Genomic DNA, 22,016 nt, shown 5'->3' on the forward strand with positions numbered 1-22,016 from the left:
ATATTCGTCAAGCGGGTTGTTTGCCGATCATGCTCCGCTGTGGCGAGGTCGAGCCTCGGGGTGTATAGACCGGTCGGTACGGAGGACCGACCATGCAGTCACGTCGAGACCAACTGATCGATACCGCCCTGCGGCTTTTCTACACGCAGGGCTATCACGCGACCGGGATCGACAAGATCCTCGCCGAGTCGGGCGTCGCGAAGATGACGCTCTATAAGCACTTCCGCTCGAAGGACGAGCTGATCCTGGCGGCCCTGCAGCGGCGCCACGAACAGTTCCGCGACTGGCTCATGGGGGCAATGGAGCAGGCCTCTCCTCATCCGCGTGGTCGCCTGCTGGCGATGTTCGATGCGCTCGAGGACTGGTTCCGCGGCGGCGCCTTCCCAGGTCTGGGCTTTGCCGGCTGCGCCTTCATCAAGGCCGCCAGTGAGTTCGGCGATAAGGAAAACCCGATCAACCGCGCTGCCGCCGAGCACAAGCGGCTGGTTCTGGCGTATATCGAACAACTCTGTGCACAGGCAGGAGCAAGGGAGCCGCGGGTGCTTGCCGAACAGCTGGCTCTCCTGAAGGAGGGTGCGATCGTGACTGCACAGGTGCGCGCCATGCCCGAGGCCGCGCAAACGGCAAAGCAGGTCGCCGAAGCGCTTCTTGATGCCGCCGTGCCAGCCTGATGGCAGCCGCGCAGCTGGCCTGGCTGAAGCGCGGGGCCTCCTTCAGCCCCTGTCGGCGGCGATCCACGGCGGCGCTGATATCAGGGAAACCTTGGGATGCCGCCGCCTTTCATTCACCCACGGGCGCTGGTCCCGGTCAGGAAGCGGCTGCCTCGTACCAGCGGCGGGTTTTCTTCACGATGGCGACGACCGACAGCATCACCGGCACCTCGACCAGCACGCCAACAACGGTGGCAAGCGCCGCGCCTGAATTGAGGCCGTAAAGCGAGATTGCGGCCGCCACCGCCAGTTCGAAGAAGTTGGAGGCGCCGATCAGCGCCGCTGGAGCCGCCACGCACCAGGCAACGCCGAACCGCTTGCTCAGCCAGTAGGCGAGCCCGGCATTGAAATAGACCTGGATGAGGATGGGAACGGCGAGCAGGGCGATCACCAGAGGCTGAGCAAGGATCTGCTCGCCCTGAAAGCCGAACAGCAACACCAGCGTCGTCAGCAGCGAGACGAGCGACACGGGAGCGAGCGTCGCCAGCAGCCGGTCGAGCGCGGGCTGACCGCCGGAGGCCAGCAGGGAGCGCCGGAGGATCTGCGCCGCGATGACTGGGACAACGATGTAGAGCACGACCGACAGCAGCAGCGTGTTCCACGGTACAGTGATCGAGGCGACGCCCAAGAGCAGGCCGACGAGCGGCGCGAAGGCGAACACCATGATGAGGTCATTAAGCGCCACCTGACTGAGCGTATAGTTTGGCTCACCCTCGCACAGGTTCGACCAGACGAAGACCATCGCTGTGCAGGGGGCGGCGGCCAGCAGGATGAGCCCGGCGATATAGCTTTCGATCTGCGCCTCGGGCAGCAGCGGGCGGAACAGCCAGCCGATGAACAGGGTGCCGAGCAGCGCCATGGAGAAGGGTTTGACCGCCCAGTTGATGAACAGCGTGACGCCGACGCCGCGTACGTGCTGGCGCACCTGCCCCAACGCGCCGAAATCGATCTTGAGCAGCATGGGGATAATCATCAGCCAGATCAGAACTGCCACGGGCAGGTTGACCTGCGCCACTTCGGCTGACGCGACGAGCTTGAAGAAGTCGGGAAGTGCCGCCCCGAGCGCAATGCCTGCGCCGATGCAGAGGATCACCCAGACCGACAGGTAACGCTCAAAGGTGGAGATTGCCGGTGAACGGGAAACCGCAGCGTCTGTCATTATGCGTGTCCTGCTGGCGCAAGCGTCAGCACCATGCAGACTGCCGATGCCGGGCATATATCGTGAAACTCTCGGGTTGCCTGGATCGAAGGCGGCGCTGCGCTGCGCTTCACCACATCAAAGCCGAGGCGCTCAAAGAACGGAGCCGCTGTGGTCGTGAGCAGCCAGAGGCGCTCGATGCCAAGCCGCCGGGCTTCCGTTGTCATCGCCTCCACCAGTGCCGCGCCTGTGCCCTGCCCGCGCAGCAGCTCCGGGACGACCAGAGACCGCAACAGCCCATCTGCGCCGCAAGGCTCAAGGCCCGCCCAGCCGATATTCCCTTGCGCGTCTTCCCAGCGATAGAAGCGGCGACCGGGTTCGTCGAGGTCACCGCAGGGGAGGCCGGAGCCCTCCAGCATCCCCCGCAGCTCCGACAGGCCGCCCTCGGGCAGTTCGACAAGCCGCTGCCCCGCCGGGACAACCTCGCCGTCTTCCTTGATGAAATCCTGCGTGAGGGGCTGATCGAGAATTTCGAGCACGACCTCGGACGGCCGCGCGAGGCGCACGCCCTGGGGGCCCACCACGATGGGACGGTTGATGAGGATCGGGTGCGCCAGCATCGCGTCAATAAGCTGATCGTCGGTCAGCGCCGGGTCATCGAGGCCCAGTTCCTCAAAAGGGGTGCCCTTCCGGCGCAGAACATCGCGCACTGGCACCTTCATGCGGGCGATGAGGGATACCAGTTCTTCTCGGCTGGGCGGTGTTTGCAGATACTCGATGACAACCGGCTCGACGCCGGTGGCGCGAATGAGCGCAAGTGTATTGCGCGAGGTGCCACAAGCCGGGTTGTGGTAAATCGTGACCGTCATGGTGTTGCCTTTCATGTCAGCCCGCGCAGGAGCTCGAGCATGAGGATGCCTTCGCGCTTTGGGGCAGCGCCGGGGCGCAACAGGCGCTATCCACCGCATTGGCGGATTGCGCCGTCAGGCTCCCCAGCGCCGGAGCGCCGCCATAAACAGTGGAGTCTCCGTGTGTCAGGAACGCCTCCCACACCACGCCTTGGGGGTCCGCGATCCAGCTTTTCTCGGATTTGGCGTAGCAGCAAGTGGTGGAGCCCTCCTCCAGCACCGGACGATCGGCGGCCTTGAGACGGTCGTAAACCTCGGCCAGTTCCGCTTCGTCCTCCACCTGAATGCCGAGGTGCTCGACGCCCCTTGTGGCGTGACCCGCCGATATGGCGAAGTTGACGCGCGGATCCTCCAGCATCCACTTGGCGTAGTCGGCCTTGGCAACGGTCGGCTCGGCTCCGAACAGCGACGAGTAAAACCGGATCGATTGGGCGAGGTCCTCGACCCCGACATGAACATGCAGACGCTTCATCACGGGTTTCCTTCAGCAGACGGTGTCACATGACTGGGCAGTAGAGCCTGTCCCGCAGAGTTCCGGCCGGCCTTGGCAGCAGTCCTCCATGAGGAAGGTGAGCAGTTTGCGGATGCCCTCATAGTCGGCGGCGTAGAAGATCGAGCGGCTCTCGCGGCGCGATGTGGCAAGGCCCGCCCGCTCGATCGTTGCCAGATGGTGCGACATGGTAGAGGCAGGCACCTTCAGCGCCTCGGCGATGTCGCCTGCCGTCACGCCATCGGGTCCAGCCTGAACGAGGAGGCGGAATACCGCCAGCCGGGTTTCCTGCGCCAGGGCTCCGAACGCTGCAACAGCCGCCGCCGCTTCCATCACGCGCCTCCGCCATGGCGCACGACGCGCGGCAGGTTGACGATTTCGCGATGGCAGCACAGCCCGAGTTTGGCACTGGTCAGTCCAGCCAGTTCCTCAAGGAAGCGCAACAGTGCAGCTTTGGTCATGATCGACTCCTGTCGTTTCGACATCTGTAGAAATAATAGGACCACCCATGAGGCGTCAACCGATATTTCTACAATTATCGAAATAAAATGTCGGCGGATATCAAACGAACGCTGGCGCGCGTGAACAGCGAACCTGAGGCTTAGATGTGATGGGGCCGGAAGGGGACGTTCCGCAGCGAGGCGACAGTGGTGAACTTTCGGACGCCTCCCGGCATCCGAAATTCTTCACGATAGCGGAACGACTGCCTTTAGTCGCCAACTCGGTCTAACCAGGCGCTTAAGCGCCAGACTGGCGAGTGCATCCCCGCGCCCCCCCTTTTGCCGATCTCGGATTGCCACTCATCGGCATCCCGAACCTAGCCGCTTGTGGAGCGTTGCCAATGCATGGAGATTTTCAGCATTCTCGGCGCGGCCGCACCGGTCCTGCGCGCTGCGGCCCTGACCGCTCTTGCTGTCGCTTGGACGCTCCTGCTCGCGCGGATTGTAGGACTGAGGGCCTTCAGCAAGGCCACGGCCTTCGACTTCGCGGCGACCATCGCCACCGGCTCACTCATCGCCCAGGCCGGAACCCGCAGCACTTGGAGTGAATATGTGCAGGCCTTGAGCGCCATCGGCGCCCTATTCCTGGTGCAATATCTGCTCGCACGGGGGCGAATGCGCTCGAGCCGCTTTGAGAACGCGATCGACAACACGCCGGTTCTTCTGATGGAGCACGGTCGCTTCCTCGAAGCCGCCATGAAGGAGACCAGGGTCACGCAGGCTACCCTGCTGGAGAAGATCCGCATGTCCAATGCACAAAGGGTGGAGGATGTGCGCGCCGTCGTGCTGGAGAGCACCGGAGACATTGCGGTGATGACTGGCAACGTTGATCCAGAGCTGCTTGAAGGCGTGCGCCGGGTCTAGCCACTTCGGCTGAACTGCAGGCGCTATTTGCGGATTTCCTCGCCAAGCCGTGCGACATCCGCAGAGCCGGTCAGCGGGGCGTCGGCTTCGGAGGCGTGGCGCCCGATGAAGAAGCTGGCAAAGCTGGCCGTGATGCAGCCGAAGACAGCCAGGCCGCAGATGGACAGCAGGAGGGCAAGCACCCGGCCCTTGCTGGTCAACGGCCAAAAGTCGGAGCCTATATTAGTTACCAGCATTGCGGTCCACCAGAGGGCATGACCAGGAGGTGAAGCCGCCGATGCCATGACCTCCTCCCAACTCGTGTTCGAGCAGTCAGGGCCCGTTGGCCGCTCGGCGTTCCCTGACGCCCACGGAAACCATGCGGTCCGTGAACCGTAATCACCCCACAAGGGGACGAGAATGGAAGGAAGCGAAGCGCTCCGGCTGTTCGGCATTACGCTTGTCGGGGCCACACCGGACAATGGCAAGAAGCTCCTGCTCACCATTATTCTGGTGGCAGTGGTCGTGCTGTCCGCAACTCTGGGACGGCGCCTGCTTTCGGGTACGCTAGGGCGGGGTGCCCGCCTGAATCGCTACCGGTTCTGGGCCCGCCAAGTGGTGGGCCTTGTTGCCGGAGCGATCCTGATCCTCGGAATTGTTTCGATCTGGTTCGACGATCCGACGCGACTGACCACCGCGCTAGGCCTTGTCACTGCCGGCGTGGCCTTTGCGCTGCAGCGGGTGATCACCGCCATCGCGGGCTATTTCGTGATCCTACGCGGCAAGACCTTCAACGTCGGCGACCGGATCGTCATGGGCGGTGTGCGCGGCGACGTGATTGCGCTGTCCTTCATGCAGACCAAGATCATGGAGATGGGCCAGCCGCCGCCAGTTAGCGCGGCCGAACCGCCGATGTGGGTCCACTCGCGTCAGTTCACTGGCCGCATCGTGACTGTCAGCAACGACAAGATCTTCGACGAGCCGATCTACAATTACACCTCTCACTTCCCCTATGTCTGGGAGGAGGTGCGGCTTCCGATCCGCTACGGCGATGACCGTGCCAGGGCGGAGGCCCTTCTGCTTGAGGCCGCGAGGCGCCACGCGGTGACGGAGGAGCGGCTGACGGCGAAGCATCGCGAGGAGCTGGAGCGCCGCTACCGGCTGCCGATCGGCGACATCGAGCCGAAGGTCTATTGGCGCCTCACCGACAATTGGCTGGAGCTCACCGTTCGTTTCCTCTCACCGGACCATGGCACGAGGGAGATCAAAGACGCGATGAGCCGCGAAATCCTGGCTCAACTGGATGTGGCGGGTATCCCTATCGCTTCGGCCACCTACGAAATCACCGGCCTGCCGGCTATCACGCTCCACCTGGAGAATGGCCGGTGAGCCTGGTCGAGACGATCACTTTGGCGAGCGTCTTCCTGTTCGTGCTGGTCCATGTGTTCGGGGGAAAGCTCACGTTTCTCAACGTGACGCCGAGGAGTGTCTGGCTTTCAGCGGCCGGCGGCGTCTCGGTCGCCTATGTATTCGTGCACCTGCTGCCTGAACTGGCGCAGCATCAGGAGACGCTGCAGGAGCGGACGCGGCTCGGCGACGGCCCCCTCGCTGGTATCGAAAGCCACGCCTACCTGATCGCTCTTGCCGGCCTCGGATTGTTCTATGGAGTGGAGCGGTTCGCTCGGTCGGCCGGCGGGACCAACAAGGCGGATGGAGGTAAAGAGATCCCGGCAACAGTGTTCTGGACGCACCTGAGCGCCTTTGCGCTCTACAATGTGCTGATCGGATACCTCCTGGTGCACCGGGAAGAAGGCGATCTGCGCGGGCTCATCATCTACGCGATCGCTATGGGCCTGCATTTCATCGTCAACGACCAAGGCCTGCGTGGACAGCATGGCGGGACATATCACCGTTACGGTCGCTGGCTGCTCGCGGCCGCGCCGGTGATCGGTTACCTGATCGGGATCAGCACCGAGATTTCGCCGCTTCTTCTCTCCAGCCTGTTCGCCTTCCTAGCAGGCGGAGTGATCCTCAACGTGCTCAAGGAAGAGCTGCCTGAGGAACGCGAGAGCCGCTTCTGGGCCTTCGCGGGGGGAGCGGCGCTGTACACAGTGCTGCTGCTGGCGACCTCATGAGCGCTAGGCTGCGATCAATCCTGCTGGCCGTACGGTCCAGCTACTGGTTCGTGCCCAGCCTTATGGCGCTTGCGGCCGTGCTGCTCGGCGGCGGAATGGTCTGGCTCGATATCCATCTGGGCACCGATTGGCTCGGCAGGGCCACCTGGTACCAGCAGATCAGTGCCGACGGTGCGCGCGAGGTACTGTCCACGATCGCCGGTTCGATGATTACTGTCGCCGGCGTGGTCTTCTCGATCACCATCGTGGCCTTGTCCTACGCCTCCAGCCAATACGGCCCGCGCGTGCTCACCAACTTCATGACTGATCGCGGCAACACGGTGACACTCGGCACCTTCATCGCAACGTTCCTCTATTCCCTCGTCGTGCTGCGCACGATCCATGGCGGAAACGAGGGTTTTGTGCCGCAGCTGTCCGTCATCGGGGCGCTGCTGCTGGCCATCTGCTCGATCGCAGTGCTCATCTACTTCATCAACCATGTCTCACAGGCGATCCACATCAACCATGTTGTCGCACGCATCGGGAAGCAGCTGATTGCGGATGCGGGCAGGCGCTTCCCCGCCCTGATCGGCGAAGAGCCGGAACCGGATGCCGAACCATGCTGGCCGCCGACAAGATCGTGGCGCATGGTGCAGAGCGCTGCCACGGGTTATCTACAGTCGATCAATGACGATGCGTTGATGCACCTTGCGGTGCGGCACGACCTCTTGATCCGGCTTCGTTACCGGCCGGGAGACTTTGTGATGGCCGGACGCGGCCTGGCCGATGTTACTCCGGCCGAGCGCCTGGACGACGACGTGGCCGATGCGCTGCGGGAGTGCTTCGCGACCGGAAAAAAGCGGACGCCGGAGGACGACATCATGTTTCTGGTGAGCGAGCTGGTCGAGATTGCCGCCCGCGCGCTCTCGCCCGGCGTCAACGATCCTATGACGGCGGTCACCTGCCTCGACTGGCTTGGCGCCGGCGCAACCGAGTTCGCGCGCCGCCAGCTGCCGCGCCCTGTCCGCGTGGATGAGGCGGGCACGCCGCGAGTACTGGCACATCCCGCCGATTTCGCCCACTTTGTGGAAAACGCCTTCGGACGCCTACGTCATTATGTTGCGCCTGACATGATCGCCGGGCTCCATTTCCTCCGCGTGATGGGCGAGGTCGGTGCGGCATGTGCGCGGGACCATCAAATCCGTCTGCTCCAGTCCCAGACGGCCCAATTCGCGGACCTTGCCGCCGAGAAACTCTCGGGTGAGGATCGCAAGGCTGTGCTGGCCCGGGCGGCGGAGCTCAGGGACCTCCTCGCGCGGAACCCCGAGGAAATCGACGAAGATCAGGCGGCATGGCTGGGCGGCTCTGCTGGGTTTTCCTCAACCAATATCCCGCCGTGCTGAAGCGGCGTCCAAGTCTGCAAATCGGGCCTCGCCCACGGAGGTGAGTGAATGACCTTGAGCTCATGACGTGCTTCGTTTGTGGGTAAAGCGACCCATTGCCAACTGATAGGTGTGGCGGCTCCGGCCGCCTGCGAGGGTACCCTCGCAGCGCTATTTCGCATTCAAGGAACCGTTTCGCATTTACGGCACCAAATTTCGCGATTTAAGGCACATCGACAGCGCACCATTGCAACGGCCGGACATGCCATTTTAGCCAGCCGTCTGGTAAAGTGACATTTTGGCAACCCCGCCTGAGGAGCCACCTGTTGATTTTTTGATAGGCGAACTGCGGCGCCCCAGCCCCTACCGGTTCCTAAAGCGCGTACTGAAAAAGGGCTCGAACGCTCGCCTTCGGTCGAGCCCTGCACAGCTATCCGTCTATGATTTGCGCGTGCGCTCCTGCATGGGTTTCCGCGCTGTTCGAGCTGGTATATCCCATGGACGATACTTGGCCATCAGGGAGCAGGCTGGTTTTTTTTACTGATTCTGATCGACCAGTTGTCGCTCCGCATATCAGCGTCTCCTCTGGCTGCCGCCCGGAGTCCAGACTTTACCGGGCGGCAGCGCTCGGATGCGGCGATGCCGGCCGAGGAGGTCGTGCATGGGCAAGATGCGCGCGTGCTGACGGGCGCAATCCGCTATCATGGCCTGACCAATGCCCCGTCCGGTACATCGCCGGTGTGGTTTCCGCCGCCGAACGTTACGGCATGATGTCTCCCGTCGCGATGTGGACGCACTATTTGCTGTCAGAGCGTTTGGCCGAGCGCCAGCATCTGCCCGCCGAGTGCGCGCTCGGCCTCGGGTCATGCCTGAAACCCCTGGCCGACAGAATGCTGGCTGAGAGGCAGTGCCGGCCGCATTTCGGCGGGTTGAAACGGGCACAGGCAGAAAGCGTCCTTGCCCCATGGGGCGTGGTGGTTCGAATCAAGGGTGACGTCGGCCGGAGCCCGGCAAAGGTTGCCCTGAACGGGCCTCTTGGCAACCATACCTCCGCATCGGCCATCATCGGGCCGATACGGGAAAGCCGGCTCTCTGCAATCTGGACGCGTTGAATGTCGCCCTGTTGCGCGAGCAAAGCCAACGGCTGGACGGCACAAAACGGCAGGAGCCGGCAACCCCTTATCTCTTCTCGCACGATCCCTTGCGGCGTTTCATGTCCGGCGTGCTGCCAGGCACGTCCTTTCTGGTCCTGCGTGCGGTGGCGGTCGTTCTCCTTGTGGCGGCGCGATTGAGGCGGTCGCATCCCTGCGCTATGCCGGGTTGGATAAATGCCCTGGAGGACCGAGTGAACGACAGAGCCGCCAAGACCGCTTCCCTGCCACCCAGCCGGGCCGTTTATCTCCAGCGCCGGCGGGACAAGACCCGCGCAGCCATCCTGTTGGCTGCGCGCGAAGTGTTTGCGCAGGCCAATTATCTCGATGCCCGGGTTGAGGACATCTTCCGTCGGGCGGGTGTCAGCCGGGCGACCTTCTACATGCATTTCGCATCGAAGCTGGAACTGGCCCACGCCATTTATGACGAGATTGCGCCGCAGACGGTCGAACTGTTTGACCGGTTGCCGGCACTCGCGTCCCAAGGGCTGGAGGCGATAAAGGACTGGATGCGCGCCTTCATCGATATGCATGTCGAGCACCGCTACGTAACACCGCTCCTCGCCCAGCTTCAGCTTTTCGAGAGCGACTTTCGCCAGCGCATCCTTCACGATGCAGAACATCTGATCGATCGACTTGGCGATGCGGGCAGCGGCGCCTTCCTGCGTGCACGAGGGCCGGATGAAGCGGCGCGGCGCCAGCGCATGCGCGCCCGCCTCCTCATGAACCGGGTGGCGGCGGTCAGCGCGGAGATCGCGCGCGAGGAGATGACAGGCGAGCAGGCCGAACTCTGCCTTGAGCTCGTAGCGCAGGAACTGCTGGAGTTCATGCGGGAATAGCCACGGGCGCAGCACTGGACTCGAAACTAGACTCGGAGTATAGTCTCACCGAGAAAACATGAAAGAGACGGGAGATGCACGCCGATGCAGCGCGATGACTCCATACGGGTTGGCATGGTCGGCGCAAATCCCGACTACGGCTGGGGTTCGGGGGTTCACCGCCGGGTGCTGGACCTGCTGCCCGGCTTCACGCTCCACGGCGTCTGCACCACGCGCGAGGAAAGTGCCCGGCGGGCATCCGAGGCTTTCGGCGCGCCCCTGTGGTTCACCAATGCTGGCGAACTTGCGCGCCATCCCGACATCGATCTCGTGGCCATCTGCGTCAAGGCGCCCCATCATTACGAAATCGCGCATGCCGCCCTGTCCGCAGGCAAGCATGTCTATTGCGAATGGCCGCTTGCCCTGACCGTGCCGCAGGCAGAGGAGCTTGCGCTTCTTGCCCGCGATCAGGACGTGAAGGCCATGATCGGTCTGCACTTGCGCGGGGCCCCGGCGCTGCGGCAGGCGGCGCGGCTCATCGCGGGCGGCTTTATCGGCGACATGTTCAGCGTCACGCTGCAGGCGCGCCTCTTCGGCCCGGTGATGCGCGCCATGGCGATGCGGCAAGGTGGAACGACGCTGCTTTCGATCTATGGCGGCCATCTGCTCGACGCGCTGGATCATTATTTCGGCGGCGTGGCCGACATCCGTATGAATGGTGCCATCCATCTGCCTCCCATAGACGAAACCGGCGCGCCGATTGAGCGCGACGCGTTCGACCACCTGCAATTCCATGGCAGGCTGCAGAGCGGTGCTCTGTTCAACGTCGATCTCGCCGGCGTGTCGGTGACCGGCATGGGGACAAGCTGGCGCATCGACGGACGGGAGGGCTCGCTTCTCATCTCCACCCGCGATCCGACGCTGCCCGCCATCGAATCTCTGGTGCTGCACGGTACGCGCCACGGCGGCCCGTTCGAGCCCATTCCCATCGCGACCGAGCTCGATTGCCCGGCGGTGCCGGCCGAGCCCGACCGTTACGCCGCCTATCCCGGTTCCTCCGCCTCCCGCGAGGCGCTGGCCTCCATTGGCAACCTTTACATGCAACTGGGCGAGGCCATTCGCACTGGCGGGTCGGTCTCCCCCGATTTCCGCCGCGCGGTCGATATCCAGAGGCTGCTCGTCACGTGCGACGAGGCGAGCCGGTCGGCCACGGTAGTCCCCACCATATCGCAACATGCGGGAGTTCGATCATGACACTGCAATCCAATGCGGACGGCGGCGCTGCGCCGCTGGAGACCGAAGAAGAAGTGACCTCGGGCGAGGCCGTCTTCTATCTGAACGGCCGCCGAAAGGTGCGAACGCAGAGCAGCGTGCTCGTCAGCTCCTCGCGCTGGCTCAACGATGCGCGGGTGCGCGAGTGGACCGCGACCGAGAGCCTTCGTCGCAACGGCCATGACTATCCGCTGCTCTACGGCCTGCCCACGCTGATGCAGGCGGTGGACGAGGTGGTTGATGCGGATCATATCGAACGGCTCGTCAGCGAGGAGCGGCGCAGAAACCCCCAGTTCGACCAGTGGCTGAGCGAAGGCTTTCTCTCCACCTACACCAAGGATGACCTGCGCCAATATCCGGCAGGGTCAGTCGGGCGACAGCTGTTCGAATATATGGACGAGTTCGATCTCTCGCCGGAGCTCAACTCACGCCTTCTGGCCAATCCCGACTGGAAGCCGGCGAACACGTTCGACTTCTGGAATCTGCGCATGGGACAGACCCATGACTGCTATCATATATTAGGCGAGATCGGTTTCGGATCGGTCGCCGAATACTTCATCACCGGCGTCGTCACCGGCAACGCCTTCCGCCATCTCTCCCCGGAGCTGGCGGGCGCGTTGATGACCACGAACACACTGATCATGTTCCCCTGGATGACGCGCACGATGCTTCATTATCCGGGAGCGTGGCCGACACTGTGGCATAACCTCAGCTATGGTTATTCCATCGGACAGCAGTCGGACATGCTGTTCACCGCAAAGTTTGAAGACATATTGCACCTGCCGCCCGCTGAGGCGCGAGAGGTGCTGGGCTGGCGCGGCTTCACCGGGCCGACCGACAGCCGTGAGGCGTCGCTCATCTTCGGCGAAGGCCGGGAAATCATTCCCTGATCCAGGATGCCGCATAGGACAGGGGGCGGTGCGCGTCGTGCGTGCACGAGCAAGGGGCCGTTGCTGCTTGTACCCAAGGGCGGCCGTCCGGGAAATCCGGATCGCGCCGCCCCGGGGGCAGCACGCCTATGCGGCGCTCCGTCAGCTCATGACCCGAGAGTCTTCACACAGGTAGGCTGACAAGAGGCGCCGGTTTCCTGCATATCTTTTGCAGGGCCAGCGTCTTCGGACAGGGAAACGGCCGGACCCGATCACAAATCCAACCGGGGCGATACGGACTTGACCACATCCAGGAACGCCCGGAGTGCCGGCGGCACAGCCCGGTGGCCTGGATAATACACCGCCACTCTCTCGGGCTCGTGCATCCAGGAGGACAACACTGTTCGCACCTGCCCTTTGGCAACGGCAGATTGGGCGGCCCAATTCGCAACATAGGCGATGCCCAGGCCCCGCACGGCCGCCTCAACCATCAGGTCCTCGTCGTCCAGAACAACGGCACCGTCCGTCTCGATCGTCACCTCCTGCCCGGCGCGCTGGAACTCCCAATGGTACAGCTTGCCGCTGGGCAGACGGTGGCCGATGCAGCGATGATACTTGAGATCATCCGGAGACGAAGGCTCGCCAGCGCGCTCGAGATAGTCCGGCGATGCGACACAGACAAAATCAACCGGTTTGCCGAAAGGCACCGCGATCATGTCTTTGGGGATGGATCCCATAAGACGGACGCCTGCGTCGAAACCGCCCGACACGATATCAATCAGTCGCCCCTCGGCGACCAGGTCGACCTTAACGTCTGGAAACCGCTCCGCCATGATCGGCAGGACGTCCCGCACCAGGGCTGCTGCGGTCACGCGTGGTGCGTTCACGCGAACCCGGCCTGCCACGCTGCCTCGAAATGCAGCCGTCGCATCGAGAGCATCGTCGAGGGAGCTGAGGACGCCGTGCAGACGGCTGAGCAGGGTAACCCCCGCCTCGGTGGGCGATACGCTGCGGGTCGTGCGATTGAGGAGACGCACGCCAAGCTGATCTTCCAGCCCACGCATCGTGTGACTGAGCGTGGAAGGCGCAACCCCGAGTTCGTCAGCCGCCCTGCGGAAACTGCGATGCGTGGCAACTGCAACGAAGGCGGCTAGATCATTAAGAGAAGGGCGCATGATTGCTGGCAATTATGCATCAGGCTATCCCGATTTCAATGTCTAATCGAACAAACCGGGCTTTGGTATCTCTATCTCCAGCCGGAAGAGACCGATGGACGACCGTATGGGGCTGCCGCTTCCAGCGTCCGTCATTCCTCAACAAGGAGAAGAAGATGACCAAGCGCGAGACGATCTTTCCTGCCAGTCGCCAGGCACTTTACGAGATAAACCGTTACTCAGCGGCCATCCGTTCGGGCGACCTGCTCTTCGTGTCCGGACAGGTCGGCAGCCGCGAGGACGGCTCTCCGGAGCCTGTCTTTGAGGAGCAAGTCCAGCGCGCCTTCAGCAATCTCGGCGAGGTCTTGAAGGCGGCGGGCTGCACGTTTGACGACATCGTCGACATGACGACGTTCCATACCGACCCCGAAGCGCAGTTCGCAGTCGTAACAGCGGCCAAGGAAAAGATATTCCCGCAAGAGCCCTTTCCCAACTGGACTGCTGTGGGAGTGAACTGGCTTGCGGGCTTCGACTTCGAGATCAAGGTCATCGCTCGCATCCCGCAGACTGCTTGACGCTGGTATCGATGGCCTCAGCATAAAACAGGCTGCGGCACGCTGTCTGGACAGACCAAATATGGTCAAAGCGCACAGGCGGACGCGGCGCCCATGAGCGACGGCCACGCGCCCGCCTACTGATGATACAGGCACGGGAAAGTTACGCGTGGGACAATCCCGACTTCGTTACCGCAGGAGAGGCGACCGGCCGAGGGACACTGCGGCCGTCGCCTCCAAGGCCCAGCAGGTTATGACCGAGCACGCAATGCTCGATTCCCAGCGCGGCTGAAACCCGCTGCTTGGCAATGGCCGCTCTGGAAGGACGATCATTTCGGAGCGGCCGTTCCGTATCGGCTAAGCCCGGCATACACCCGCTCAGACGGCGCACTCACCCATGCAGCGGTACGTAAGAGAGCCACGCAGTGCTGGCTATATAGTGCTTAGCCGATGGCGGGCATTAGCTGTCTCGCCAATACGCAGTTAAGGAACCACAGTACGCGGTTAAGGCACCGTAATTCGCTTCTTCAGGAACACCAACAACTGGCAGCCGGCCTCCCCTTGCAAGCATCGAGTATGACTCATCAGGCCGGCTTTCGATAAAGTGACATTTTGGTCAAACCGTCTTGGAGAGCGTCGGGTTTCCTTAACTCCTAAACTGGCGCCGTAATTCCTGAATTGGTTCCTTAAAATCGTGAACCGGAATTGGCCGGCTCCAGCCCAGCAGCTTCCAGGTAGGGAACGAATGTGGAAAAGCCGCCCTTTGTTGTCGGTCAGTGGCTGTGGCAGTCGTCGAGTCCTTCCAGGCGTTCTACGAGCAGTTTACTGTTTCGAGACACTGACCGTCCGCCAGCGAACCGACTCTTTATATCCGAATGTTGATCGGCAACTTGACTTAAGCAGTTCGAGTGAGAGTCCGTTTGAGAATTCTCACGGGTGGGCGATGCTGTCATTGGCGCTCAAGACTGGCAATCGACGTGAAGTGGCAGGTCAGGTCCTGCGCCTGGCACTGGCGCCCCTTGGTGCGCTCACAGGCCGATTGCCGTGGGGCAACTCGGGTCGTGCCAATGTCAGCCCCTCCGAACCGTCTGCCATTCCCGGTGATCTGAGAGATCTGCTGATAGCGGCGGGTGTGTCGGCGGCCAAAACAGATGAGCGGTGATCACCTCCTGACCGACAGAAGCAGTCGGAGAGTGAAATGCTTCATCTCGCAGGCAGTCCTGTGCCCTTCCCGGCCTAGCAGGGCGCATTCCTTCCTCAGTGATCCTCGTCGGTCTGGACGCCATCCGCGGCGTTGAAATACTGCTGCAGGAAGGAGACAAATGCCTTCACCTTTTGGGGTGTGTACTTCCGGTTGGGGTAAACGGCCGAGATAACGGTCTGAAAATTACTCGGCGTCACATCATAGGATGGAAACAGGTCGACCAATCGACCCTCGACGAGATCCTCTCCGATCAACCAGTCGCTGAGCAAGACGACCCCAAGGCCTTGCAACGCGCACTCTCTGAGAACCAGGCCGCTGTTCGCTGACATCGCGCTGCCAATAGCCACTTCTGCTTCCTGGCCATTGGCATCCCTGAACCGCCAGATGTCAGAAAAGCCCGGCAGCGGAAACGTCAGACAGTCCCGGTTGCTGATCTCGGACGGATCAGACGGCGCGCCGGTTGCTGCAAGATAAGCGGGGCTGGCGCAGACATGGTAGCGGGTCCGAATAATCGGGCGTACGATCAGCGAGGAATCCGCTAGAGGTCCGTGCCGAAGCGCGAGATCGAACCGATCGCCTATAATGTCAACCAGCTGGTCTGTGAGCGACAGCTGGATCCTGACCTTTGGGAACTGCGCACAGAAGGCAGGGATCGCGCGGCTGAGGTGTCGGATGCCGAAGGAGTGCGACGCGGATACCCGAAGAAGCCCGCTCGGTTCATCCGCCATGTCCGCAACCGTGGTGCGCAGCGAGCGAAGCGCGTCCAGATGCTGTTCGATCTCGAGGGCGAGCATGGTTGCGGCCTCGGTCGGGGCAATCTTGCGCGTCGTTCGGTAGAACAGCAGCGTGCCAAGCTCGGCTTCCAGCGCGGCAATCGCTCGCGAGATGACGGAGGGCGCAACGTTGCGCGCTCGGGCCACGGCGCTAAAGCTGCCTCGCCGATAGACGTCTTCGAAAAGCTCGAGATTGGCCAGCTTCATTATTGCAGATATCGCACAAGTTATTTCTTTTCTTTGCTATATCCGCAATCGTCGCCCGGGTCTATCGGTTGTGCAGGCAGAAGGAATTCAGCATGACCAACCAGGCAGACGACATCAGGGCCTCCTTGGGAGGGCAGACGAAGAGGCTTCCCGCGGTCGCGGTTTACGGCGCGTCGGGCCACACCGGGCGCTTCGTGGTAGCCGAGCTCAAGCGCCGCAATCTGCCCATCATCGCAGTCGGCCGCAGTGCCGAAAAGCTTGATCTCCTGGATGCCGCCGAGACCCGCGTTGCGGCACTCGATGACCCGGCAGCGCTCGATCAGGCGCTGACCGGCGCAAGAGTGGTGATCAACTGCGCCGGGCCGTTCCTCGATACGGCGCGTCCGGTCATCGAAGCCGCGCTGCGGTGCGGTATCCACTATCTGGATGTCACGGCAGAACAGCAGGCGGCACGCGAAGCTTTTGCCGATTATGACGATGCCGCACGAACGGCAGGCATCAAGATCCTCCCGGCGGCAAGCTTTTACGGAGGCCTTGCCAGTCTCCTCGCCCATGCGGCGATGGAAGGCTGGGAGAAGGCCGACCACGTGCAGGTCAGCGTCGCGCTCGACAGCTGGCAGCCGACACAGGGGACCCGCATTACCGGGCAACGCAATACGGTGCCCCGGGTCATGTTGTCCGATCGCGCGTTCGTTGGGATCGAGCCGTCCGGCTTCCCAAGCGAGTGGGAGTTTCCGGCGCCTTTTCATCGCCAAAGCATTGCCCCCATGCCGTTCAGCGAAATCATCACAATTGCCCGTGATCGGCGTGTTGCCAATGCCAGCAGCGTTATCAACCTGCGGGCGCTGGATGAGGTGAGAGATCCACAAACGCCCGCACCGGTTGCAATCGACGGACTTGGCCGCTCACCGCAAAAGTTCGTGATCGACGTCGTCGCGAAGAGCAATGGCGGGCACCGCCGTGCCTTTGCCTTAGGGCAGGATATCTACGCTATCACGGCGCCCATCGTCGTTGAGGCTGCCGAGCGCATCCTGCGAGGCGAAGCCCCGGGCAGCGGTGCATTTGCGTTGGGCGAGCTTTTCGAGCCGCGCGGGTTTCTGGACGCGCTTGCGGCTCACTACCCAGGCTTTAAGATCCATCTTCCATCCAATGAGGCTGAAAATGGCTGATCAGAAGACCAAGGCTGAACAGTTCAAGGCACTGCACGTTGCCGGAAAACCGCTTGTGCTCTTCAATGTCTGGGACGCAGGAAGCGCGCGTGCCGTGGCGGCCACGCAGACGCCCGCGCTTGCAACCAGCAGCTGGGCGGTGGCCGCCGCCCACGGCCTGGCAGACGGAGAAAAACTGCCTTTGAACTTGGTCATTGCCAACCTGCAGCGGATCGTAGCCGCAGTAGACTTGCCGGTCAGCATCGACATTGAAAGCGGTTACGATGATCCGGCAAAGACGGTCGAGCGAGCGATTGAGGCCGGCGCGATTGGTGCCAACATGGAAGACAGTCTCCCGCAGGACGGAACGCTGCGGGAAGTCTCCCAGCAGGTCGCTCGCATACGTAAGGCGCGCTGTGCCGCTGACGCGCTTGGCATCCCCTTCTTCCTTAATGCGCGCACGGACGTGTTCTTCCAAAAAGGTGCGAGCAATTCCGACGCTTCGCTCATGCAATCGGCGATCGAGCGCGCCAAGGCCTATGCCGACGCCGGAGCAGACGGCCTGTTCATCCCCGGTCTTACGGACGTTGAGCGCGTCGCGGAGCTGGTTGCAGCAAGCACTCTTCCCGTTAATGTCATGCTGGACGCGAACGTGCCCGACCCGGGCGAATTCGCGCAGGCGGGCGTGGCGCGGGTGAGCTACGGCCCTGCACCCTACCTGCTCATGATGAAGGCACTGGAGAATTCCGCGGGTCAGACCCTCAAGGCATGGCGGCCGAATTGAGAAAGTAAGGCAGCAAACGCCCGGATGCAGGATCGACAAGAGTAACCGTCAATCCTGCTTCGGGCGTACAATCGCCGGATCAGCGGTTGGCGGCAATGACTTTAATGCTCAACGAAGCACCGCCATCAGCGATCGCCAGCAGGCGGTCGACATTGGGATGTGCGCCCGGGCGGCCGCGCGCATCCGCCGTATGCTCGGCAAACACGGCCAGGCCGTGTTCGGCCGCTTTTGCATCAAGGGTACCAAAGATCTGGTGCAGGTATTGGTAGACGGCGAGCGAACCCTGCTTGCCCGGCTGATTTTCAATGCTGGCAACCACAGCGCCTGTCGCATCGACAAGGTCGATACGCTTTACACCATCGATAGACGGCAACTGCTGAAGGTTATCCTTGAACGTCGCGCCTGGTTGAATCATCGCCAGCATGTCTCGAACTCCTGAGTTAATTGCGCGGACATGTAGCATCATCTTCGGATGTCCGCTATCGGTCCCACGAAAAATGGCCACCCGACAGCTGCATTGGGCCCAATCACAGCGCACGACAATGCCAACTCTCCATATAGGGACCATGACGGCAGCGCACCCAAGGGAATTTATTTGAATTTGCGAGAGCCAGCATGCGGTTTGACGGACATTGAAGATGCTGCCCGACGGGCATCCCCAAGGTATCCAGCAGATTAATTTATCTATAATTTGCGGAGAATTGCGCCGCATTCGACGTTACATTAAAGGCGTATTCTGCTATTCATTTATTTGATGACATTACCGGATGCGGACCTGTATTATGACGACCTCTGCACTCTCTGTTGGCAAAATCCTTGAGAAGTTAGCAGAGGTCTCCAAGAGGCCGCGTCAGACCTTCGTTATTCTCAACTTGATCTCAGAGGTTGCCGGTCCTGACGGCCGCGCCGGACCCTGGATCGAGATCGATGGCAAGCCGATTGCGATCAGGGACTGGCTCGGCATCCAACTTCTGCCGCTCATGGCCAAGAGCCGCGCCCGTCAGGAACTACGGCAACGCCTGCGGACGACGATGAAGGATGAGCTGCCTGCTGATCCGGAAGCTGCGGAGAAACTGATCGAGCAGGTTGTGCGGGAGCGGGCTCTGCAAACCAACAAGACGATCATCTCGCGTGCCGTCACCGATCTTGAAGCTGCCGGCATGATCAAACGGCAATACGAAGGCTACCTGCGCCCCCACGTCAACCGGGGCGCGCAGCGCCATGCGGTCTATATCGTCAATGCCGAGACCAGAGCTGCCCTGCAGCGCGGCACGCACTTGCTCTGAGGCGTAATCACCAGTCCAGTCAAGTGGTCGTTGAAATCAGTAATTCGCCTGGTTAGCCAGCGCACGGCCCTGACACAGGATAGGAAGTCTTCAGTATATCGCTTTTATTTTCTGACCGGAGCAAACCCGAGAGGCCGCCTGTTATTGTTCTGGGCTTCACTTAAGCATACAATGCGCACTGCCTTTAATGGCAGGAGCACAGCCATGCGCGATGACCAGCCGTCAGGCGAAGAGCAGTTCCAAATGGAAGATCCCGTTTGGCGCGCTCTAAATGGCGTCCGCTTACCACAGGATGAGGCAAACCTCCCAAGACCACACCCAGTTAGCATTAAGACCTTTGCGATTTTTGCAATCGGTGGTGCCATTGCCTTTAATATCTTCCGCTACATAATAATGGCAGACTAATTTCGCCTTGCATCTCGGTGTGCCTTATCGAGTACGCTGGCTGGGTTCCCACCCACACGACTAGTGGCTTGCTCTGCCAGAGCTTCACCGTGCTTCAGGCGCGGAGCTACATATGCAGCCCCAGTATCTAAGCTTTCTGTACGCTCTTGATATGCTTTCGAAATTTCATCATTTGACATCGCGGGGTCAGGTCCAAGTCCGTTATTGTCAACTCGAAGCGACGTCTTCTCGAACCGACGCTCAAGAGACGACTGACTAAGCGAACGTGGTCCCTCGATCCCGGTCGAGGAAGGCAGATCACGTAAATTCGCATCCGCCTCGATCCGCTCTTCGAAGCTTTGCATGAACTTTTGAAGCATAAGGTCCCGCTCCGCCGCTACCAGCCCGCCCTGCGCGTTCCAGTCCGCGCCGCTGCGCGGATCGAAGTTCTCGTAGAGTTCAGGCGTCCGTTCCCGCTCGGCAATTGCAAACTCCAGCAGGGCTTGACTGATGCTGGTCGAAACCTCCGCTCCGCCTCGGCTGTACAGTCGCTGGCTCTCCTCAAACCGCTCAGCCTGCTCGTAATACTTGCGCGCTTCGCGCGCGAGGCTGGAGCCTTGCTCAAAGTTTGCCGTCATTGCACTGGCAAGCGTCCGCGTCTCCCCGTCTGAATTCTGAACCGCTGCGCTTTTGAACGCCTCACGTTGCTCGGCCCAGCGGTTGTCCTCTGCAAAGTTTCTTAAAAACTGCTTCACTTCTTCGGCATGGGTATCGGCTGCAACACGCTCTGATTCAGAGCGATTTCTTTGGTGACCGATCATTGAAGTCAAACCTAATGAGGCTCCAGTTCCTCCTCCATTAACTCCAATGCTACCGCCTGCATTAAACTGACCGGTCCAGTAGTATCTTGTGGCAGCCTCCTCCGCCGCCTGCACGGAGATCCCGAACCGCGCCGCCATGGTCTCGGCCGCTTGTTCGATCGTGGAGAACGCCCGGCTGATGCTGTCCTGATCCCTGACGCCGTAGCTGTTCTCTGTGGTCTCGCCGCGGCTGAACTGGGTGCGGAAGTCGCGGAACTGCTGCACGGCCTGACTGAAGCGCTCGGCTGCCGTCTGGCTCAGCTGCTCGCCGCGACTGTAAGCCTGGGTTGAAGCCTGGCCGTACTCCGCCCCGATGGCCTGCGTCAGCGACGGCACCACCGGCAGGTTGGAGCGCGCCACATCCATGACATCCGTGCCGGCGTGCCGGGTCAGGACCGAGCCATCTGCCTGCCGCCAGCCGAAGGATGCGCTGCCTCCGGAGAACTCGCCCGCAACTGCCCAGCGGTTGCCCTGGAAGCTGTTGTAGGCGTGGGTGTCAAAGTTGGTAGTCCCCAAACTGATGTTGCCCGTCGTTGCCTCGCGCGAGGCCTCGGAGGCTGCTTCCTGGCTCGGCGCAAGGAAGGCATGGGCGTGGCCGCCAATGGCCATCGCCCCTTTGGCCATGCCGGCAGCGATGAAGGGGATCGAGGCGACCAGGTAACCGGCCAGCACGCCCACGTCATCCATGACCCCTGCAATCCCGGCGCTCGAGGCCATGGTCAGCCCGCCGCTGCCGGCAACGCCGGCGCCGGTGGCGTCAGTGCCTGCCTTCAGCATCAGGATCATGTTGAGGACGACGTACAGCGGCCCCCAGGCGGCCAGATAAAAGAACCCCATCAGATAACCGCGCAGCATCAACGGGCCCAGGCGCGGCATCAGGAACAGCGGGAACAGCACGGGGAACATGGCATAAAAGACGACCGTCAGGACGATCTGGAGAATGGGCACCCATTTCATGGCCGCATGGCTGATCGCCCGGTAGGCATTCTGGGTCTGCAGGTCCGCCCGGGTCGCAGCGTAGACGTCGATGGCCGCCGCGCCAGAGCTGCCGGCCATGGTATGCATGGACTGCGTCATCGCATTCATCAGCACCGCCTGCTTCATGATATCCGCGGCAGACTTCGAGGTGCTGGTAAGATAACTATAGGCCCCCGGCAGCTCGGAGAAGAGCTTGGCCTTGGCAATGCTGGTCGTCGCCTTGGGATAAAGCGAGCGCCCGAAGATCTCGCCAAGGCGATCCAGAATGCCATTGCTGCCGTTGACCCACTGCCCGTCGAGGGCGGTGTAAGCCTCCTGGCAGGTGACAATGCTTGAGCTGACGCCTGAGCCGCTGCGCGTTAGCCAGCGCTGCGCCCGGCCGGCTGAGCCGGGGCCAATCGCGGCCCAGCGCGAACGCCACCCCAAGTGCTTCAATGGCAACAAGATGCGTGCCGATTCGCTGCTCAAGTGGTTCGAGGCGCTGCGCGC

The 22,016-nt window shown here is 61.9% G+C and carries 24 protein-coding genes and 1 pseudogene; 14 read left to right on the top strand and 11 right to left on the bottom strand.

Annotated features, from left to right (window positions below; genetic code table 11):
* Positions 1-92: 92 nt before the first annotated feature.
* Positions 93-671, top strand: coding sequence for a TetR/AcrR family transcriptional regulator (locus VIG90_RS13675; RefSeq protein WP_331594077.1), 579 nt, complete (start codon positions 93-95; stop codon positions 669-671).
* 136 nt (positions 672-807) lie between these two features.
* Here the strand turns inward: VIG90_RS13675 and arsB are convergent, their stop codons facing one another.
* The 6 genes and pseudogenes from arsB to VIG90_RS13705 all read right to left on the bottom strand — a co-directional run bounded on the left by arsB (position 808) and on the right by VIG90_RS13705 (position 3,707).
* Positions 808-1,869: an ACR3 family arsenite efflux transporter gene (arsB, locus tag VIG90_RS13680; protein WP_331594078.1), complete on the bottom strand. Its 1,062-nt coding sequence runs from the start codon at positions 1,867-1,869 to the stop codon at positions 808-810.
* Positions 1,869-2,267: an arsenic resistance N-acetyltransferase ArsN2 gene (gene arsN2 / locus VIG90_RS13685; protein ID WP_414695505.1), complete on the bottom strand. Its 399-nt coding sequence runs from the start codon at positions 2,265-2,267 to the stop codon at positions 1,869-1,871. The genes arsB and arsN2 overlap by 1 nt, the downstream gene beginning before the upstream one ends.
* A gap of 57 nt (positions 2,268-2,324) precedes the next feature.
* A pseudogene (arsC, locus tag VIG90_RS13690) lies at positions 2,325-2,717 on the bottom strand (arsenate reductase (glutaredoxin)); the annotation flags it as partial.
* A 16-nt stretch (positions 2,718-2,733) separates the two neighbouring features.
* The gene (locus VIG90_RS13695; protein WP_331594079.1) at positions 2,734-3,228 is read right to left on the bottom strand and encodes an ArsI/CadI family heavy metal resistance metalloenzyme; all 495 of its coding nucleotides are present in this window, start codon (positions 3,226-3,228) and stop codon (positions 2,734-2,736) included.
* Positions 3,229-3,240: 12 nt separating this feature from the next.
* Positions 3,241-3,579, bottom strand: coding sequence for a metalloregulator ArsR/SmtB family transcription factor (locus VIG90_RS13700; protein ID WP_331594080.1), 339 nt, complete (start codon positions 3,577-3,579; stop codon positions 3,241-3,243).
* Positions 3,579-3,707, bottom strand: coding sequence for a hypothetical protein (locus tag VIG90_RS13705; RefSeq protein WP_331594081.1), 129 nt, complete (start codon positions 3,705-3,707; stop codon positions 3,579-3,581). The genes VIG90_RS13700 and VIG90_RS13705 overlap by 1 nt, the downstream gene beginning before the upstream one ends.
* Before the next feature lie 384 nt (positions 3,708-4,091).
* Here VIG90_RS13705 and VIG90_RS13710 point away from each other — a divergent pair, with 384 nt between their 5' ends.
* Entirely contained in the window at positions 4,092-4,610 is a 519-nt protein-coding gene (locus tag VIG90_RS13710; protein WP_331594082.1) for a DUF421 domain-containing protein, read from the top strand.
* A 23-nt stretch (positions 4,611-4,633) separates the two neighbouring features.
* On the opposite strand, the gene VIG90_RS13715 is transcribed toward VIG90_RS13710, so the two are convergent.
* The gene (locus VIG90_RS13715) at positions 4,634-4,894 is read right to left on the bottom strand and encodes an ion channel (RefSeq protein WP_331594083.1); all 261 of its coding nucleotides are present in this window, start codon (positions 4,892-4,894) and stop codon (positions 4,634-4,636) included.
* A 115-nt stretch (positions 4,895-5,009) separates the two neighbouring features.
* Here VIG90_RS13715 and VIG90_RS13720 point away from each other — a divergent pair, with 115 nt between their 5' ends.
* From VIG90_RS13720 to VIG90_RS13745, 6 genes are all read left to right on the top strand, one after another.
* Positions 5,010-5,978, top strand: a complete 969-nt coding sequence (locus VIG90_RS13720; RefSeq protein WP_331594084.1) for a mechanosensitive ion channel family protein — start codon at positions 5,010-5,012, stop codon at positions 5,976-5,978.
* Complete coding sequence (locus tag VIG90_RS13725) at positions 5,975-6,724, top strand: hypothetical protein (protein WP_331594085.1); 750 nt, start codon at positions 5,975-5,977, stop codon at positions 6,722-6,724. Before VIG90_RS13720 ends, VIG90_RS13725 begins: the two co-directional genes overlap by 4 nt.
* Positions 6,721-8,106 (top strand): DUF2254 domain-containing protein, encoded by a 1,386-nt coding sequence (locus VIG90_RS13730; RefSeq protein ID WP_331594087.1) that lies wholly within the window; start codon positions 6,721-6,723, stop codon positions 8,104-8,106. Before VIG90_RS13725 ends, VIG90_RS13730 begins: the two co-directional genes overlap by 4 nt.
* A 1,087-nt stretch (positions 8,107-9,193) precedes the next feature.
* The gene (locus VIG90_RS13735) at positions 9,194-10,075 is read left to right on the top strand and encodes a helix-turn-helix domain-containing protein (RefSeq protein ID WP_331594088.1); all 882 of its coding nucleotides are present in this window, start codon (positions 9,194-9,196) and stop codon (positions 10,073-10,075) included.
* An 84-nt stretch (positions 10,076-10,159) separates the two neighbouring features.
* Positions 10,160-11,308, top strand: a complete 1,149-nt coding sequence (locus tag VIG90_RS13740; protein WP_331594089.1) for a Gfo/Idh/MocA family oxidoreductase — start codon at positions 10,160-10,162, stop codon at positions 11,306-11,308.
* A complete protein-coding gene (locus tag VIG90_RS13745) occupies positions 11,305-12,216 on the top strand; it encodes a hypothetical protein (protein ID WP_331594090.1) in 912 nt (303 codons plus the stop codon). The genes VIG90_RS13740 and VIG90_RS13745 overlap by 4 nt, the downstream gene beginning before the upstream one ends.
* 251 nt (positions 12,217-12,467) lie before the next feature.
* Here the strand turns inward: VIG90_RS13745 and VIG90_RS13750 are convergent, their stop codons facing one another.
* Positions 12,468-13,370 (bottom strand): LysR family transcriptional regulator, encoded by a 903-nt coding sequence (locus VIG90_RS13750; protein ID WP_331594091.1) that lies wholly within the window; start codon positions 13,368-13,370, stop codon positions 12,468-12,470.
* Positions 13,371-13,525: 155 nt separating this feature from the next.
* Here VIG90_RS13750 and VIG90_RS13755 point away from each other — a divergent pair, with 155 nt between their 5' ends.
* Together VIG90_RS13755 and VIG90_RS13760 are read left to right on the top strand one after the other, a co-directional pair.
* Positions 13,526-13,924: a RidA family protein gene (locus tag VIG90_RS13755; RefSeq protein WP_331594092.1), complete on the top strand. Its 399-nt coding sequence runs from the start codon at positions 13,526-13,528 to the stop codon at positions 13,922-13,924.
* 922 nt (positions 13,925-14,846) lie between these two features.
* Positions 14,847-15,065, top strand: a complete 219-nt coding sequence (locus VIG90_RS13760; RefSeq protein ID WP_331594093.1) for a DUF3703 domain-containing protein — start codon at positions 14,847-14,849, stop codon at positions 15,063-15,065.
* Between the two features lie 95 nt (positions 15,066-15,160).
* Here the strand turns inward: VIG90_RS13760 and VIG90_RS13765 are convergent, their stop codons facing one another.
* Positions 15,161-16,087, bottom strand: coding sequence for a LysR family transcriptional regulator (locus VIG90_RS13765; protein WP_331594094.1), 927 nt, complete (start codon positions 16,085-16,087; stop codon positions 15,161-15,163).
* Between the two features lie 92 nt (positions 16,088-16,179).
* Here VIG90_RS13765 and VIG90_RS13770 point away from each other — a divergent pair, with 92 nt between their 5' ends.
* Positions 16,180-17,256: a saccharopine dehydrogenase family protein gene (locus tag VIG90_RS13770; protein ID WP_331594095.1), complete on the top strand. Its 1,077-nt coding sequence runs from the start codon at positions 16,180-16,182 to the stop codon at positions 17,254-17,256.
* Positions 17,249-18,019, top strand: a complete 771-nt coding sequence (locus VIG90_RS13775; protein ID WP_331594096.1) for an isocitrate lyase/phosphoenolpyruvate mutase family protein — start codon at positions 17,249-17,251, stop codon at positions 18,017-18,019. The genes VIG90_RS13770 and VIG90_RS13775 overlap by 8 nt, the downstream gene beginning before the upstream one ends.
* Positions 18,020-18,098: 79 nt before the next feature.
* Here the strand turns inward: VIG90_RS13775 and VIG90_RS13780 are convergent, their stop codons facing one another.
* Positions 18,099-18,434, bottom strand: coding sequence for a DUF2322 family protein (locus VIG90_RS13780; RefSeq protein ID WP_331594101.1), 336 nt, complete (start codon positions 18,432-18,434; stop codon positions 18,099-18,101).
* Positions 18,435-18,801: 367 nt separating this feature from the next.
* Between VIG90_RS13780 and VIG90_RS13785 the strand changes: the two genes are divergently transcribed.
* Together VIG90_RS13785 and VIG90_RS13790 are read left to right on the top strand one after the other, a co-directional pair.
* Positions 18,802-19,305, top strand: a complete 504-nt coding sequence (locus VIG90_RS13785; RefSeq protein WP_331594097.1) for a hypothetical protein — start codon at positions 18,802-18,804, stop codon at positions 19,303-19,305.
* A gap of 204 nt (positions 19,306-19,509) precedes the next feature.
* Entirely contained in the window at positions 19,510-19,710 is a 201-nt protein-coding gene (locus VIG90_RS13790; RefSeq protein ID WP_331594098.1) for a hypothetical protein, read from the top strand.
* Here VIG90_RS13790 and VIG90_RS13795 read toward each other — a convergent pair.
* The coding region (locus VIG90_RS13795; RefSeq protein ID WP_331594099.1) for a conjugal transfer protein TraG N-terminal domain-containing protein at positions 19,707-22,016 on the bottom strand (2,310 nt) is incomplete at its 5' end. The genes VIG90_RS13790 and VIG90_RS13795 overlap by 4 nt on opposite strands.

This window comes from Pedomonas sp., assembly GCF_036515995.1.
Lineage (GTDB): Bacteria > Pseudomonadota > Alphaproteobacteria > Sphingomonadales > Sphingomonadaceae > Pedomonas.